The sequence below is a fragment of the Pseudomonas sp. NPDC090208 genome (genome assembly GCF_044746785.1).
Classification (GTDB): Bacteria; Pseudomonadota; Gammaproteobacteria; order Pseudomonadales; family Pseudomonadaceae; genus Aquipseudomonas.
Map to the genome: position 1 here is coordinate 196,105 of NZ_JBIVCU010000011.1, position 15,409 is coordinate 211,513.

At 60.1% G+C, this 15,409-nt stretch carries 10 protein-coding genes; 2 read left to right on the plus strand and 8 right to left on the minus strand.

Annotated elements, in window-relative coordinates; translation table 11 throughout:
* Positions 1 to 321: 321 nt before the first annotated feature.
* Both ACIPL0_RS19395 and ACIPL0_RS19400 read right to left on the minus strand, forming a co-directional pair.
* On the minus strand, positions 322 to 2,883 hold the full coding sequence (locus ACIPL0_RS19395; RefSeq protein WP_400598139.1) for a PepSY domain-containing protein: 2,562 nt from the start codon (positions 2,881 to 2,883) through the stop codon (positions 322 to 324).
* Positions 2,884 to 3,385: 502 nt separating this feature from the next.
* Positions 3,386 to 5,710 (minus strand): TonB-dependent receptor, encoded by a 2,325-nt coding sequence (locus ACIPL0_RS19400; protein ID WP_400597850.1) that lies wholly within the window; start codon positions 5,708 to 5,710, stop codon positions 3,386 to 3,388.
* 200 nt (positions 5,711 to 5,910) lie between these two features.
* Between ACIPL0_RS19400 and ACIPL0_RS19405 the strand changes: the two genes are divergently transcribed.
* Complete coding sequence (locus ACIPL0_RS19405; RefSeq protein ID WP_400597849.1) at positions 5,911 to 6,591, plus strand: Fe2+-dependent dioxygenase; 681 nt, start codon at positions 5,911 to 5,913, stop codon at positions 6,589 to 6,591.
* 1 nt (position 6,592) lies between these two features.
* Entirely contained in the window at positions 6,593 to 7,384 is a 792-nt protein-coding gene (locus ACIPL0_RS19410) for a tetratricopeptide repeat protein (protein WP_400597848.1), read from the plus strand.
* On the opposite strand, the gene ACIPL0_RS19415 is transcribed toward ACIPL0_RS19410, so the two are convergent.
* The 6 genes from ACIPL0_RS19415 to ACIPL0_RS19440 all read right to left on the minus strand — a co-directional run bounded on the left by ACIPL0_RS19415 (position 7,361) and on the right by ACIPL0_RS19440 (position 15,375).
* On the minus strand, positions 7,361 to 8,422 hold the full coding sequence (locus tag ACIPL0_RS19415; protein WP_400597846.1) for an alpha-xenorhabdolysin family binary toxin subunit B: 1,062 nt from the start codon (positions 8,420 to 8,422) through the stop codon (positions 7,361 to 7,363). The genes ACIPL0_RS19410 and ACIPL0_RS19415 overlap by 24 nt on opposite strands.
* A gap of 29 nt (positions 8,423 to 8,451) precedes the next feature.
* Positions 8,452 to 9,636, minus strand: coding sequence for an alpha-xenorhabdolysin family binary toxin subunit A (locus ACIPL0_RS19420; protein WP_400597844.1), 1,185 nt, complete (start codon positions 9,634 to 9,636; stop codon positions 8,452 to 8,454).
* A gap of 306 nt (positions 9,637 to 9,942) precedes the next feature.
* Complete coding sequence (locus ACIPL0_RS19425) at positions 9,943 to 11,106, minus strand: type III PLP-dependent enzyme (protein ID WP_400597842.1); 1,164 nt, start codon at positions 11,104 to 11,106, stop codon at positions 9,943 to 9,945.
* Between the two features lie 1,496 nt (positions 11,107 to 12,602).
* Positions 12,603 to 13,760, minus strand: coding sequence for a betaine/proline/choline family ABC transporter ATP-binding protein (locus ACIPL0_RS19430; RefSeq protein WP_400597840.1), 1,158 nt, complete (start codon positions 13,758 to 13,760; stop codon positions 12,603 to 12,605).
* Positions 13,757 to 14,410 carry an ABC transporter permease gene (locus tag ACIPL0_RS19435; protein ID WP_400597838.1) on the minus strand — a complete coding sequence of 218 codons (654 nt, stop codon included), beginning with the start codon at positions 14,408 to 14,410 and terminating at the stop codon, positions 13,757 to 13,759. Before ACIPL0_RS19435 ends, ACIPL0_RS19430 begins: the two co-directional genes overlap by 4 nt.
* Positions 14,407 to 15,375, minus strand: coding sequence for a glycine betaine ABC transporter substrate-binding protein (locus ACIPL0_RS19440; RefSeq protein WP_400597836.1), 969 nt, complete (start codon positions 15,373 to 15,375; stop codon positions 14,407 to 14,409). Before ACIPL0_RS19440 ends, ACIPL0_RS19435 begins: the two co-directional genes overlap by 4 nt.
* Positions 15,376 to 15,409: the final 34 nt, after the last annotated feature.

The following is a 15,409-nucleotide window of genomic DNA, read 5'->3' on the forward strand; positions in this document are numbered from 1 at the left end:
TGGGCACGCCGCGAATGGGCCATCCATGGCCCACGCGGCTCTCGCGACATCCTGTCGCTCGGCCCACTGCGCATCGCCTGCGTTCGGCCTTCTGGGACGGGGCCCCAAGATCAAAAACCAGATCAAAAACCAGATCAAAAGCGGGTGCTCCCCCTGTAGCAGTCCCGCTTGCCGGCGGTTGCAATCTCGCAGACGCCACCGGCAAGCCAGCCTGCTACGGAGGCTTTGCCGCGAACCTTTCGTAGGAGTGAGCTTGCTCGCGATGGCGATCTTGCGGACGCCACCACCAACAAGCCGTGCTGCTACGGTCGATCACCCATTTCAATAAACATCCCGACGATAGCGCCCCTGCTCCACCAGGCGTTCGACGCCCTGTTCGCCCAGTACGTCGACCAGCACCGCGTCGACCCCTGCCGCCATGCCTTCGAGGCTGCCGCAGATGTAGATCACCGCGCCGTCATCCAGCCAGCGCAGCAGTTCGTCGGTCGCCGCACGCAAGCGGTCCTGCACGTAGATTTTTTCGGCCTGATCGCGGGAGAACGCCAAGTCCATGCGCGCCAGATCGCCGGAGGCCAGCCAGCCTTGCAGTTCGCTACCGCAGTGGAAGTCGTGGGCGGCATTGCGCTCGCCGTAGAGCAGCCAGTTGCGCTGTTCGCCCTGAGCGATGCGTGCCTTGAGCAGGCTGCGCAGGCCCGCCAGCCCCGTGCCGTTGCCGATCAGGATCATCGGCACTGCATCGTCCGGCAAGTGGAAGCTGCTGTTGCGACGGACGCGCAGGCTGATGCCGTCACCCACCGCCGCATGTTCAGTCAGCCAGCCGGAGCCCAGACCCAGGCTGCCGTCCGGGTGCAGTTCCTGACGCACGATCAGTTGCAGCGACCCGTCTTCCGGGATCGACGCGATGGAGTATTCGCGCATCGCCAGTGGCACCAGCGCATCGACCAGCGCCTGAGCGTGCAGGCCGACCAGGTGATTGCGCTGGGCCGGCAGCTGACGACTGGCCAGCGCCTGACCAAGGCTTTCCTTGAGACCGTCGACTTCGACGACCGTCTGCGCAGCGATGCCCAGCCCTGCGAGGAAACGCTCGATGGCGGCGACGCTGTTGCGCGGCAAGACCTCAACCAGATCACCCGCTTCCCAACGTGTGGCATCCGGCGCGCTCAGGCCGAGCAGAAACACCTTGGAGCCGACGCTCTGCGGGTTCAGCCACTCGCGCTGGCTCAACGTCCAGCTCTGGTAGTCCGGGGCCTGCCACGGCTCGGCAGGCACGGCGCCGGTCAGGTCGCTGAGTTGTTGTTGCCAGTGCTGCAGGGCCGTTTGATCGCCACTGTCCACTTCCACCGGGGCGAACAGCGTGTTGCCTCCGCGCTCGGTCAGCCAGCCGTGCAGACGCTGGGCGAAGCCGCAGAAGTGTTGATACTGGCGGTCGCCCAGAGCCAACACGGCGTAGTTGAGATTGTCCAGCGACAGCGGACGCCCCAGCAGTTTGCGCTCGAAACCACGGGCGCTGTCCGGCGCCTCGCCGTCGCCGAAGGTACTGACCACGAACAACGCGTTGCGGCTCTGGTTCAGGTCCTGTTCGGTCATGTCGGCCAGACGCTGCACCCGCACCGGCAAGCCGGCCGATTGCAGCTGCCCGGCAGTCTGCCAGGCCAGTTGCTCGGCGAAACCGCTCTGGCTGGCAAAGCCGATCAGCCACGCCGGCCCCTGGCTGCCATAGACCGACGGCACGGCGGCGACTTCACCACGGGCATTGCGGATCTCGCGCTTCTTGCGGCGGCGGTCGAGGTACAGCAGCCAACCGGTGATGAAGAACAGCGGCATCAGCAACGCCGCCACGGTAATGACGATGCGCCCGGTCAGGCCCCAGTAGCTGCCGGTGTGCAGCGAGTAGTTACTGACCAGCAGCTTCGCGCCGTAGCCCTTGTCGGCGTAGCGCGACACCGCCTTGAGCTTGCCATTGGCCGGGTCGAGGGTGATCTGGTTCAGCGCACGCGGGTGCGGCGCGCTCTTGAGCACGTAGAACACCGTCGCCATCTGTCCCGGCATTTGCGGCAGGCGCAGGTTGTAGTTCTTCAGATCGGGACCTGCGGTTTTCTGGATGGTGTCCCAGATCGCCGCGTAATCCGGGGCCTGAGCGGCCACCGGCTCGGCATTTTTCTGCCCTGGGCCCGGGCGCGGTCCACCGCCGCCACGGCGCTGTTCGCCCGGCACCGGCGGATCACCGATCAGTTTGTTCATGCCGTTGTTGAACCAGTCGTAAGACCAGTTCAGGCCGGTGATCGCCAGCAGCAGGTAGACGATCAGGCACCAGGTGCCGAACACCGAGTGCAGGTCCCAGTTGAAACTGCGTCCCTTCTTCGCCCAGTCCAGGGTCAGCCAGACCCGCCAGTTCAGGGCCTGACGCGGCCAGCGCAGATACAGGCCGGACAGGCAGAAGAACAGCAGGATCAGCGTACACACCGCCGTGACCTGCTTGCCGTATTCGCCGGCGGCGAGGAAGCGATGCAGATTGAGGATGAATCCGAAGACGTCCTGACCGACCGCGTCAGGCTTGAACTCGCCGGTGTAGGGGTCGAAATTGTGCATTTCGCCGCGACGCTCGCCGGGGGCCGGTTTGAACCAGACCTGCGCCGCCCGGTCGCCGTCGACTTCGATGCGGAACATCGACACGGTGTCGTGCCCCTGGGCTTCGACCTTGCTGACCATCTCGGCCAGCGACAGCTGCGCCTCGCGCGGCTGCACGAACAGGGCATCGGGATTGAGCGCATCGAGAATCTCGTCCTCGAACGAATACAGCGCGCCGGTGACGCCCATCAAGGCCAGCACCAGCCCCGCCGTGATTCCGAAGAACCAGTGCAGTTGAAACAGGACTTTCTTCAACACCCTCAATCCCCTCATTGATCCGCCGCGCGCATTATGCGCGCAAACGGCATGCGTTCTCATCTGTATCTGATTCCGGTTCGGTTACAACCTTGATACCGAACCCGCGCCCCTACAGGCGCTGGCCTTTCTGTAGGAGCTGGTTTGCCCTGCGACCGGCGGGGAACCCGTCGTAAAACCCGCGGACACCGTTTGTCTGGCACACCGCGTTTACCGGATTTACGACTGCTTCGCAGCCGCTCGCAGGGCAAGCCAGCTCCTACAAGGGATACCTTCGCCACCTGTAGGAGCGCGGCTCGTCCCGCGAGCGGCGGGGAACCCGTCGTAAAACCTGCGGACACCGTTTGTCTGGCACACCGCGTTTACCGAATTTACGACTGCTTCGCAGCCGCTCGCAGGGCAAGCCAGCTCCTACAAGGGACGGTGTTCGCAATCGCCACCACAGCCATTCACACAAAAGCCCCGCAGCCAAGGGCAAGCGGGGCTTTTGCGGGCTTCCTGCTTAGAAGTGGAAGCTGGTGGTCAGCAAGGCCGTACGACCGGCTGCCTGGTTGGCGAAGTGCGCCGCGTAGGCCTTGTCGTAGTAGGTCTTGTCGGTCAGGTTCTGCACGTTCAGTTGCAGGTCGATGTTTTTGGTCAGCTTGTACGAAGCCATGGCGTCGTAACGGGTGTAAGACGGTACGTAGACGGTGTTGGCGGTATCGCCCCAGACACGGCCGACGTAGAACGCGCCACCACCGATGGTCAGCTTCGGCGTGATTTCGTAGGTGTTCCACAGGCTGGCGCTGTGTTTCGCCGTGTTTGGCATCTCGTTACCGTCTTGCGAGGCTGCGCCTGCAGTCACCGCACCGTTACGACCGACCAGGCCGGAGGACACCAGTTCGCTGTCCAGGTAGCTGTAGCCGGCGAATACTTGCCAGTGATCGGTGAGCTTGCCGCTGGCAGACAGTTCGACACCGTCGACGCGGGATTTGCCGGCGTTCTCATAGGTGTTGGTGCTCACCAGGACACGGGTGTTTTCTTTCTCGGTACGGAACACGGCGGCCGTCAGCGACAGACGATCGTTGAAGAAGTCCCACTTGGTGCCCACTTCGTAGTTCTTGGTGGTTTCCGGTTCCAGGTCGCTGGTCAGGGTGCTGCCGTCAGCGATCAGCGTGTTGCCATCGATACCTTCGTTGAGCATGCCGCCCGGCGGGGTGGCCGATGTGGCGAACGAGGTGTAGATGCTGCCGTTCTCGACCGGCTTGTAGACGACGCCCGCCTGCCAGTTCCAGAAGTTGCTGTTGTTCTTGCTGCGAGTGGTCGCGGCAGTGAGGCTGTCGGTCTTGGCCTTGGTGTCGAAGCTGTCGAAGCGCGTGCCCAGGTTGATCTGCCACTGCGGGTTCAGCTCGATGGTGTCGAAGGCATAGACCGAGCGCGTGAAGCCGATGGTGTTGGTGCCTTTGTAGTTACGCGCGATGGTGCCGGTGTAGTCGTCGTCCGGGTTCGGATTGCTCAGCGACGTACAGGTGCCACCGTAGACCTCGCCGACCTGACAGCCCACGCCGCCGGGAGAGGCCGCAGTCGGGTTAGTGTTGGCCGGGTTGGCGAAGGTGTAACCGCTGACCTTGCTCACTTCACGGGTCAGCTCGATACCGGTGGAGTAGTTGTTCTTGAAGCCCGCCAGCTGGAACTCGCCGAACAGGTCGGTCTGGTTGGTGGTAGTTTCAGTGGTGCTGACCCGGGCGTTGGCACGGCGCCAGACGGTGCCACGGGTGTTGACGTTGTGCTGGCTGTCGTCCGGCTGGGTCAGGATGTAGTCCTGGCCGACGTTGCCGTGACGGAAGGTGTTTTTCAGCGTCATGGTGTCGCTGAAATCATGCTCGAAGCTGATGGTCGAGATGTCGCTGCGGGTCTTGCGGAAGTCCCGGTCCTTCAGGCCGTAGAAGTTGTTGCTGTTGCCGCCGTCGGTAGGCTTGTCGTGGACGTGGACAGCCGTTGCCGAGTTCGAGCTGTAGCCGTAGGGAATGCCCGAATCCGGCAGATCGTTGCCTTCCACATGGTAGTAGCTGAGGTTCAGGCGGTTTTCAGTGCCCAGGCCGAAGGTCACCGACGGTGCCACGCCCCAACGGTCATAGTTGATCGCGTCACGACCGGCGACGTTCTGCTCGTGGCTCATCAGGTTCAGGCGGAACGCTGCGGTGTCGAGGAACTTGCGGTTGACGTCGAGGGTGTAACGGCGCGTCTGGTCGGTGCCGTAAGTGAAGCTGCCCTCGGTGAAATCGTTGGCTTTCGGCAGTTTGCTGACCAGGTTGATGCTGCCGCCCGCCGAGCCGCGTCCGCCGAAGGCCGAGTTCGGGCCTTTGCTGACTTCGATCGATTCGATGTCGAAGATTTCGCGAGACTGGGCACCGGTGTCGCGCACGCCGTCGATGTAAGTGTCGCCCTGGGCGTCGAAGCCGCGGATGAACGGACGGTCGCCCTGTGGGTTGCCGCCTTCACCGGCGCCGAAAGTGATGCCCGGCACGGTACGTAGCGCGTCTTGCAACGAGGTGGCAGCGGTGTCTTTCAGGACCTGCTGAGGAATGACGGTGACCGAACGCGGTGTGTCCGACAGCGGCGCGGTGTATTTCTGCGATGCGCTTCGCTCGGTCTTGTAGTCGGTGGATTCTTGCGCCTCACCGTTGATGCTTGTCGCGCCCAGTGCAATTGCACCGCCTTTGGCTTTTTCCGCGTCATCGGCGGCGTGGGCCATCTGCGCTGCCGACATGGCGGTGACAGCCATGCCGATGGCCGAGGCAAGCAGCCGAGGTGAACTGACGGACGGTTGTAAGGTGTGGCGCGACATGGTGAGTTCCTTCCCCAAGGAATGTAGAGGTCGCGGAATATAGGTGAGAGTAATTTGCATTTACACAGAACTTACATTCTTTACAATTTCGCATTACGGTTTTTTCACGCTCATTCGTCTATGGACACTTGGAAGGGGTTGTGCCCGGACAATAAGAATCACTATCATCTACCCCCTTCCCGTTCCCGAGTGGCCACGCCATGCTTCTACACATTCCCGGCCTCTTCACCCGCGAGGAAGTGCTGCGCATCCGCGAAGCCCTGGCACAGACCGAATGGGCCGACGGCAAGATCACCGCTGGCCATCAATCGGCCAAAGCCAAACACAACCTGCAACTGCCCGAAGGCCACCCGCTGGCGGTGGAGATCGGCGCGGCCATGCTCGAACGGCTGTGGCAGAACCCGCTGTTCATGTCCGCCGCGCTGCCGCACAAGGTTTTCCCGCCGCTGATCAACTGCTACACCGGCGGCGGCAGCTTCGACTTCCACATCGATAACGCCGTACGTCAGGCCAAGGGCAACATCGAGCGCGTGCGTACCGACCTGTCGTCGACGCTGTTCTTCAGCGACCCCGACGACTACGACGGCGGCGAGCTGGTGATTCAGGACACCTTCGGCACCCGCCAGGTCAAGTTGCCGGCCGGCGACATGCTGCTCTACCCCGCCACCAGCCTGCACAAGGTCAACGCGGTCACCCGTGGCGCACGTTACGCCTCGTTCTTCTGGACCCAGAGCCTGGTCCGCGACGACGGCCACCGCACATTGCTGTTTGAAATGGACAATGCCATCCAGCAACTGGGCCGCGACGTGCCCGATCATCCGTCGCTGCTGCAACTGACCGGCACGTATCACAACCTGCTGCGCCAGTGGGTCGAGGTCTGACATGGGCTGGAATCTGCGACGCCAGGATGTCCTCGACGGCGAACAGCTGCGCGCCATGCTGCAGGACAACCCGGCCAGCGCCGCCCGCGCGATTCTGGTCGCGGCTCAGGAAAATATCGTCGAAGCCCAGGCCCTGCTCGGGCAGATCCTGCTCGACGGCACCGGCATCGAGCGCGATCAGTCGCTGGCACTGGTGTGGTTCCAGATCGCCGCGCGCAAGGGTCACGCCATGGCCAGCAACATGCTCGGCCGCTGCCATGAGCACGGCTGGGGCTGCGAGGCCGACGCCGGCAAAGCCGCCGAACATTACCGGCAGGCCGCCGAAGCCGATCTGGACTGGGGTTTCTATAACTACGGCAACCTGCTGGCCACCGGTCGCGGCGTCGACAAGGATCAGGCCCGCGCGCTGGCCTGCTACCGCAAGGCGGCGGACATGGGCCACGCCAAGTCGATGAACATGCTCGGTCGCTATCTGGAAGAAGGGGTGAGTTGCGAACGCGATCTGCCGTCGGCCCATCGCTGGTATCAGCGCTCGGCGCAAGGCGGAGATTTTCGCGGCCAGTTCAGCCACGCCGCAGTATTGGCCGATCAAGGCAACATCGGCGAAGCGCTGCGCTGGCTGAATGTCGCGCTGAAAACCGGCAATCTGAATTTTCTGCGGGTGGCCCGCAAGCAGTTGCTGGCTTCACCTCATGCCGACATCCGCGCGCTGGCGAAGGATTATCACCAGCGCGCGGCCGATCTTGGCGACGACTCGGATACTTTTGAGCTAGACAGCCTGCTCGTCAGCTGAGGTCATGCCGTCCGACACGAGCGTGTTGGCTCCCTGCCAGCGACGGCGCAGGCCGTCCAGGTACTTGGTCAGCGCTACGCAGTTCTCGATGAAGCGCGCTACCTCTTCCACGACATCGGCACTGTTGTCGATACGGCTCTGCGTCAGAAACAGGTGCAGCGCTTCGACCAGTTTGCTGGCTTCCTGCATGTAGACTTCTCTTTGCTTGCCGAGCGACTGGAACTCCTGCAACTGGGCAAGTTTGTGCGACACCTTACCAAGCTCATCTCTCAGAGCCTTAAATTCGGCGCGTAGTACGTCCAACTGATCCTGCAACTTATGCCGTGACTTGATGAGATGGCTGTAGTTGATGGATTCCTTGGAGATATTGAGGATGTTCGTTACGCCCTCCATGCCAGCCTCGATGACACCGATCAATGGGCTTTTCGGATCGACCTTAATGAGCTGTTTCAGACTCTCTACCAGCGGTTTCAATTTATCGAGAATCGAACCTTCCTCAAGCTCGTCGATCAAGCCATTGAGCACCGTTTCTTGCTTCTCCAGCTCAATCAGCGGTGCCGCGTCCTTTTCCCAGCTCGCCTTGAGCGGTGCGAGTTCCTTTTCCTGCTCTGAAATAAGTCTATCGGCAGCCTTGAGACTGATGACATTCAAATTGGTGAGGGCGTCGTCCAGCAATTCCCGCTCGCTGGTCACTGTAGCAATGCTGGATTTGTTCTTGTTGATGAGCTCCTTCGTCAGTTGCTCGATGACCTCGGCCACATCGCTTGCAGGCTCGTTTTTAAGGCTTATCAAATTTTTGAGTACATACGATGCGCCTTCAATGTCCAGCGCAACCGGCAGTGACGTCAGTACCTTGAGTAATTTTTCGTCGCTGACGCTCAACTCTCTCGTCAGTGCCTTGAGCGTATCCTGTAGCACAGGCATATAAATATCGCCCAGCCCTGCAGCCCCTTGCGAAAGCGTATCCGCGCTTTTGCGAAGAAGTTCTATGTCGAGCACAGGCAGTTGCAGTGGCGCATCCAGTTGATCTACGGTCATGATTATCATCCATCCAGTCAAAAGCAGGTTTAAGAGTTTTTAAGCGCGACATCGAAAGCCGTCACCAATTTATGAGACTTCGTCTTGATCTCGCTCCAGTATGAAACAACGGTTTTGAAACGAGACACCAGAATGATCAGGAGCATCGCATTATCAATATCGTTCAATTCCTTACGTGAAGACTCGACCAATGTGATCAGTGAATCCCACAGGCTTTCCAGAGTTGAAATACCGGCGATGGCTCCGTCGACTAGAGTCACGATTTCATCCAGAGTCGATTTCGTCTTACTCAAGTCAGCCAAAAACTTGTTCAACGCGGCAAGCTTATCGTCGAGCGGGCGCTTCTGTTCAAGAAGCGCATTCTTTTCCCGTAATACCCGGGTCGCTTTGGGTCCATAAATCGAACCGCTAATGGCTGCGCCGAGCGGCCCCCACCAGACGCCAATCCATGCATTGCGGCAAAAAGTCGAGTACTCGTCAGACTTCTGGTCGATACGCTTCTGAAGCTCGGCTATATCTGTTTTCAAGCCAGCTACAGTTTCCCTGGTGTCGGCGGTGTTAGCCAGGTTGGCCTTGAGCGTTACCTCGCGATTGAGGTTTTCCTCGAGGTCCTTCTTGAATTTGGAGATTCCTTCCTTGGCGTTAGTGGTGCTTACACCATGGGTGGCGATGTGGCGGCGCATTTCGTCGAACAAGGCGATCAGTGAATCGATGGTCTTGCGGTCACCTGGCATTATTTTTTCGGAAGCCACTTTCTCGATCTGTTCGGGCGTCAGGTCTTCTAGCTTCAACTGCCGATAAGACTCCAACGACTCCAGGCCCTGCACCAGGACCTCTGCCGTAACGGCAATGCCTAGAGAAAAAGCGTTCAGGTCCTGGCCGACCTGCTTTATCTCCGATTGAACTGGCAACCAGCTTTTAGCATGCTTATTAATTGCTATATACAGGTCCTGAATGCTCTCCGGCTCCAGCCCTTTAATATCGCCTTTGTAATTACCCATCGAGGCTTTCACATCGACGAGTTCCAACGGAAGTTTCAGCCCATTTTCAACATATCTACGTATCTTGCGAATATCCTCGTTGGTCAATACCAGGCCAGGGTCGCGCTCGAACTGAGGATCCCCCTTACTGACCGCGTTCATGAAATTCAGGGTCGCCGTATTGATCTGCTCAGGCGTAGGAGAATCTTTATCAACTGCATCTGTTTGAGACATACATAATTTCCTTATTATCGATAGACACTTGTGACCACTCAGCCAACGCGTTTCTTTTGTTTGAGTGATGAGTCGACGTTATCAGACGTTTCAATGACGACCTATATAGACACATACGACCCGCCACGTAGGAAACAGGTACGTGGGTACAATGTTTTATAACTGCGTATTGGCTCAATATTGCCGATGCAATAGTAATATCGGGAAAGTGTCGACCAATGCCGGGCACTTCAGGGGAGCAGAATAAAATACGCAGGCATAAAAAAACCCGTGATCGCTCACGGGTTTTTTATCCAGCTGGGCGTCTTAAACGTAGAAAGACTTCAGCGGCGGGAAGCCATTGAATTCAACGGCGCTGTAGCTGGTTGTATAGGCACCTGTCGACAACCAGTACAACCGGTCACCGATCGCCAAGTTCAATGGCAGGCCGTACTTGTAGTTCTCGTACATGATGTCGGCGCTGTCGCAGGTCGGGCCGGCGATGACCACTTCTTCCACTTCGCCTTTTTTCTCGGTCCAGATCGGGAACTTGATGGCTTCGTCCATGGTTTCGATCAGGCCGGAGAACTTGCCCACGTCGGTGTAGACCCAACGCTCGACGGCGGTGCGGGATTTACGCGCAACCAGCACCACTTCGCTGACCAGAATGCCGGCGTTGGCGATCAGCGAACGGCCCGGCTCCAGAATGATTTCCGGCAGGTCGTCACCGAAGTCTTCCTTCAGGAAGCGAATGATCTCTTCGGCGTAGGTTTCCAGGCTGTTGGTACGGGTGATGTAGTTGGCCGGGAAGCCGCCACCCATGTTGATCAGCTTGAGTTCGATACCGTCTTCTTCTTTCAGACGCTCGAAGATTACCTTGACCTTGGCGATGGCCGCGTCCCACACGGAGATGTCGCGCTGCTGCGAACCGACGTGGAAGGAGATGCCGTATGGCACCAGGCCCAGATCACGGGCCAGGATCAGCAGGTCCATGGCCATGTCGGTCTGGCAGCCGAACTTGCGCGACAGTGGCCAGTCGGCGGTGGTGGAGCCTTCGGTCAGGATACGCACATAGACTTTCGAACCCGGTGCGGCCTTGGCGATGTTGCGCAGGTCGGCTTCCGAGTCGGTGGCGTACAGGCGCACGCCCTTGTCGTAGAAGTAGCGGATGTCCTTGGACTTCTTGATGGTGTTGCCGTAGCTGATGCGGTCCGGGCCAACGCCACGGCTCAGCACCTTGTCCAGCTCATAGATCGAAGCGATGTCGAAGCTCGAACCCTTTTCCTTGAGCAGATCGATGATCTCGACTGCCGGGTTGGCCTTGACTGCGTAGTAGACCTTGGCGAATTCGAAACCCGCGCGCAGGTCGTCGTAGGCCTGGGCGATCATCGCGGTATCGATGAGCACGAACGGGGTTTCCTGCTTGTCGGCGAACGCCTTCATTTTTGCGAAGGTGTTTTTCTCGAAATAGTCTTCGACCTGAATCGACATGCGACGTGACTCCTGGTGGCAAACGATGAATGTAAGTGGCTGAAAATGAACGCCCTCCGTATCCCCACTTTGGTTCGCCTACTTCCCAAGGCATGTCGCCGAAAGCAAAAAGGCCATCCGGTAGGTGCCTCCCCGGTTGGCCTTGCTGTCTCGTCGTCAGTACTTGAGCCGGATGGATCGTTTCCAGCATGGACGTTCGGCGCGAACTTTAGGACCTGAGGGGCTGGAGATCAACAAAAAATGTCGCTTTTCTGCCCGTTTTTGCCAGACGGGCGTTCACGGGTCTTCATGCACCCTGTAGTAACCGACCGATGTGACAGGACGATGTTCCCCAATGCGTCGATTCCACCAACGGCATGACTCACTGCTATAGAACGCTCACCGCACCTGTAGGAGCGCGGCTTGTCCCGCGACCGGCGACGAAGTCGTCGTAAAACCGGTATGCGCGGTTTGCCTGATGCAGCTTGGTTGTCCTTTCGATTTGCCTCCGGCGGGTCATCACAACCCCCTGTAGGAGTGAGCTTGCTCGCGATCGGCGACGAAGTCGTCGTAAAAACGGTGTACGCGGTCTGTCTGATGCAGCGTGGTTGTCCTTTCGATTTGCCTCCGGCGGGTCACTTTCGAAAATCCGGAATGCCGGCCCAGGCGAAAGTAACCAAAGCGCTTTTGCTCCTGGCTCGGCCCTCCTTCGTCGGGTTCCCTGCACTCCGGCGTCGCTCCGTGGGCCCGGCGCGAACGGGCCATCCATGGCCCACGCGCCTCTCACGGCATCCATGCCGCTCGGCCCACGCCACGACGCCTGCGTTTCGGCCAGCACCCAAGTCGCGATTTGTGGCGTCTGGGCCATCGCGCGTTTAAAAGCAAAAACACACGCATACGCCTTCGGCAGAATCAAAGGCATCCGACGTACGCCACACCTTTGTAGGAGCGCGCTTGCCCGCGACCGGCGACGAAGTCGTCGTAAAACCGGTATGCGCGGTTTGTCTGATACAACGTGGTTGTCCTTTCGATTTGCCTCCGGCGGGTCACTTTCGAAGAGCGCGAAAGTAACCAAAGCGCCCCTGCTCCTGGCTTGGCCCTCCTTCGTCGGGTTCCCTGCACTCCGGCGTCGCTCCGTGGGCTCGGCGCGAACGGGCCATCCATGGCCCACGCACCTCTCGCGGCATCCATGCCGCTCGGCCCACTCCACGACGCCTGCGTTTCGGCCAGCACCCAAGTCGCGATTTGTGGCGTCTGGGCCATCGCGCGTTTAAAAGCAAAAACACACGCATACGCCTTCGGCAGAATCAAAGGCATCCGACGTACGCCACACCTTTGTAGGAGCGCGCTTGCCCGCGATCGCGCCGGGGTCGCGTCCGACCGAAGTCGTCGTAAAATCGGCATGCGCGGTTTGTCTGGTACGACCGAGATACTCTGTCTTGCTGCCGCTATGCGCCAGATCGCGGGCAAGCGCGCTCCTACGCCTTTGGCAGAAGCGCGCGCCTGCGATATCTGCTTTAACTCGTTGCCACTTCCGCCGGCGAAACGATGCTGGTCTTCTTGCCTCGCGATTGCCCGGAGCTCAGATAGGCCGCAATCGATTCCTGGGTCACTTCACCGAGGAAGACATTCTCGGCATCCAGCACCGGCAACCAGGCGCGGTTGAATTCGTACATCCGCGACAGCAGGATGCGCAGGTGTTCGTCGTAGGCGGCGGTGGCGTTGAACGGGCGCAGGTATTGCTCGCAGGTGCCGCTCTGGCGGTGCAGATCGCGACGGCGCACGTAGCCTTTGGCCTTGTTGGCGGCGTCGGTCACGACCACGTAGCGGCGGTCGTTTTCGTCCATCACTTCCAGCGCGTCGGCCACCGGGGTTTCCGGGCTGACCGAGGGCGCGTTGTCGGCGGCGTCTTCGGCCTTGACCAGCAGCAGGCGTTTCAGCGTGCTGTCCTGGCCGACGAAGTTGCTGACGAAGTCGTCCGCCGGATGCGCCAGCAGCGTGTCCGGGTGGTCGATCTGCAGCAGTTTGCCAGCGCGGAAGATGGCGATCTTGTCGCCCAGTTTGATCGCTTCGTCGATGTCGTGGCTGACCATGATCACGGTCTTGTTCAGCGCCCGTTGCATCTCGAAGAACTCGTTCTGGATCATCTCGCGGTTGATCGGGTCGACCGCGCCAAACGGCTCGTCCATCAGCAGCAGCGGCGCTTCGGCCGCCAGCGCGCGGATCACGCCGATGCGCTGTTGCTGCCCGCCGGACAGTTCACGCGGGTAGCGATGCAGGTACTGCTTGGGCTCCAGCTTGATCATGCTCATCAACTCGCGGGCGCGGTCGTGGCATTTCTGTTTGTCCCAGCCCAGCAGTTTGGGCACCACGACGATGTTTTCTTCGATGGTCATGTTGGGGAACAGGCCGATCTGCTGAATCACGTAGCCAATGTTGCGACGCAGGGTCACTTCGTCCAGTTGCGTGGTGTCTTCGCCGTTGATCAGCACCTTGCCGGAGGTGGGCATGATCAGGCGGTTGATCATTTTCAGCGTGGTGCTCTTGCCGCAACCCGACGGGCCGAGGAACACACAGATCTCGCCTTCGTTGACGGTCAGGCTGACAGAATCGACGGCCTTCACTTCCTTGCCGTTGCTTTGAAAAGTCTTGGTGAGGTTTTGAAGTTCGATCATTTCAGGAGTCCTTTTGGAGTCAGCGAGCGTTGCAGCCATTGCAGAAGCAGGTCGGCGAAGATGGCCAGGATGCTGACCAGCACGGCGCCGACGATCAGCATCGACATGTCGCTGCGGCTGATGGAGGCAAGAATGAGTACGCCGAGGCCACCGGCACCGATGGTGGCGGCGATGGTCATGACGCCGATGTTCATGACCACGGCGGTACGCACACCGGCGAGGATCACCGGCACGGCAATCGGCAGTTCGACCATGCGCAGGCGCTGGCCGAAGGTCATGCCGATGCCACGGGCGGCCTCACGGATACCCGGTTCGACGCCGGTCAGCGCCAGGTAGGTGTTGCGCATGATCGGCAACAGTGAATAAAGGAACACAGCGGTGATCGCCGGCAGCGGGCCGAGGCCCTGACCGAACTTCGAATAGAACGGCAGCAGCAGGCCGAACAGGGCAATCGACGGGATGGTCAGCAACACCGTGGCGCTGGCCTGCAGCGGCCCGGCCAGGCTCGGAAAGCGGGTCATGAACACGCCCAGCGGCACGCCGATCAGAATTGCCAGCGACACCGCGATGCCGACCAGGGCGATGTGTTGCAGGGTCAGGTGAAATACCTGATTCCAGTCCAGATGGGAGAACGCACTGAGGAAGCTCATGGTTTCTTCTCCTGCTGCTCCACTGGCGTCTGCCTGATCGGCACGCTGTCAGCAGACGGATTGATCGGATGGCTGCGCAGAAAATCTGCCGCGACCACCGACGGGCTTTCGTGATCGACGTCGATGCGTGCGTTCAGCGAGATCATGGTCTGGTTATCCAGCAGCGCGGCCAGCGGTTTGAGCTGCTCGGCCAGTTGCGGGTGCTTGTCCAGGTACTCCTGGCGGATCACCGGCGCGGCGGTGTAATCCGGGAAGTAGTGCTTGTCGTCGGCCAGCACCTTGAGCTTGAAGGCATCGAGGCGACCGTCGGTGGTGTAGACCAGCCCGGCGAACACCTGGCCGTTGCGCAGCGCGGTGTAGACCAGCCCGGCGTCCATCTGCCGGGTGTTCTCGCGGGACAGATTCATGCCGTAGTGTTTGACCATGCCCACCAGGCCGTCGGAGCGGTTGGCGAACTCGGTGTCGAGGGCAACGATGTGTTGCTCTTTCGCCTCATCCTTCATGACCCGGGTCAGGTCCGACACGCTGTTGATCTGCGGATACGCCTTGGCGACCTTGTCTGGCAGCGCCAGCGCATAGGTGTTGTTGAACTTCGACGGCGACAGCCAGACCAGGCCTTTCTTCGCATCGAGCGCCTTGACCCGCTGGTAGGTCTGTTCGCTGTCGAGCTTTTCGTCGACATGGTTGTAGGCCACCAGCGATACGCCGGTGTACTCCCAGAGCATGTCCAGCTGGCCGGACTCCTGGGCACTGCGCGCCAGGTTGCTGCCCAGCCCGCCGGTGATCTGGACCTGATAGCCCTTGTCGCGCAGGTATTGCGCGGTCAGCTCGGCAAGGATGGTCTGCTCGGTGAAGACCCGCGCGCCGATGCGCAGCAGCGGTCGTTCGGCCGGCGCATCGGCGGCCTGGGCAAATCCGGACAACAGCAGGCCCGCGCCCATCATTAATGTGCATAACGTTTTCATGGAAATTCCTTTCTCGGTGACTCGTCTCTCGTTT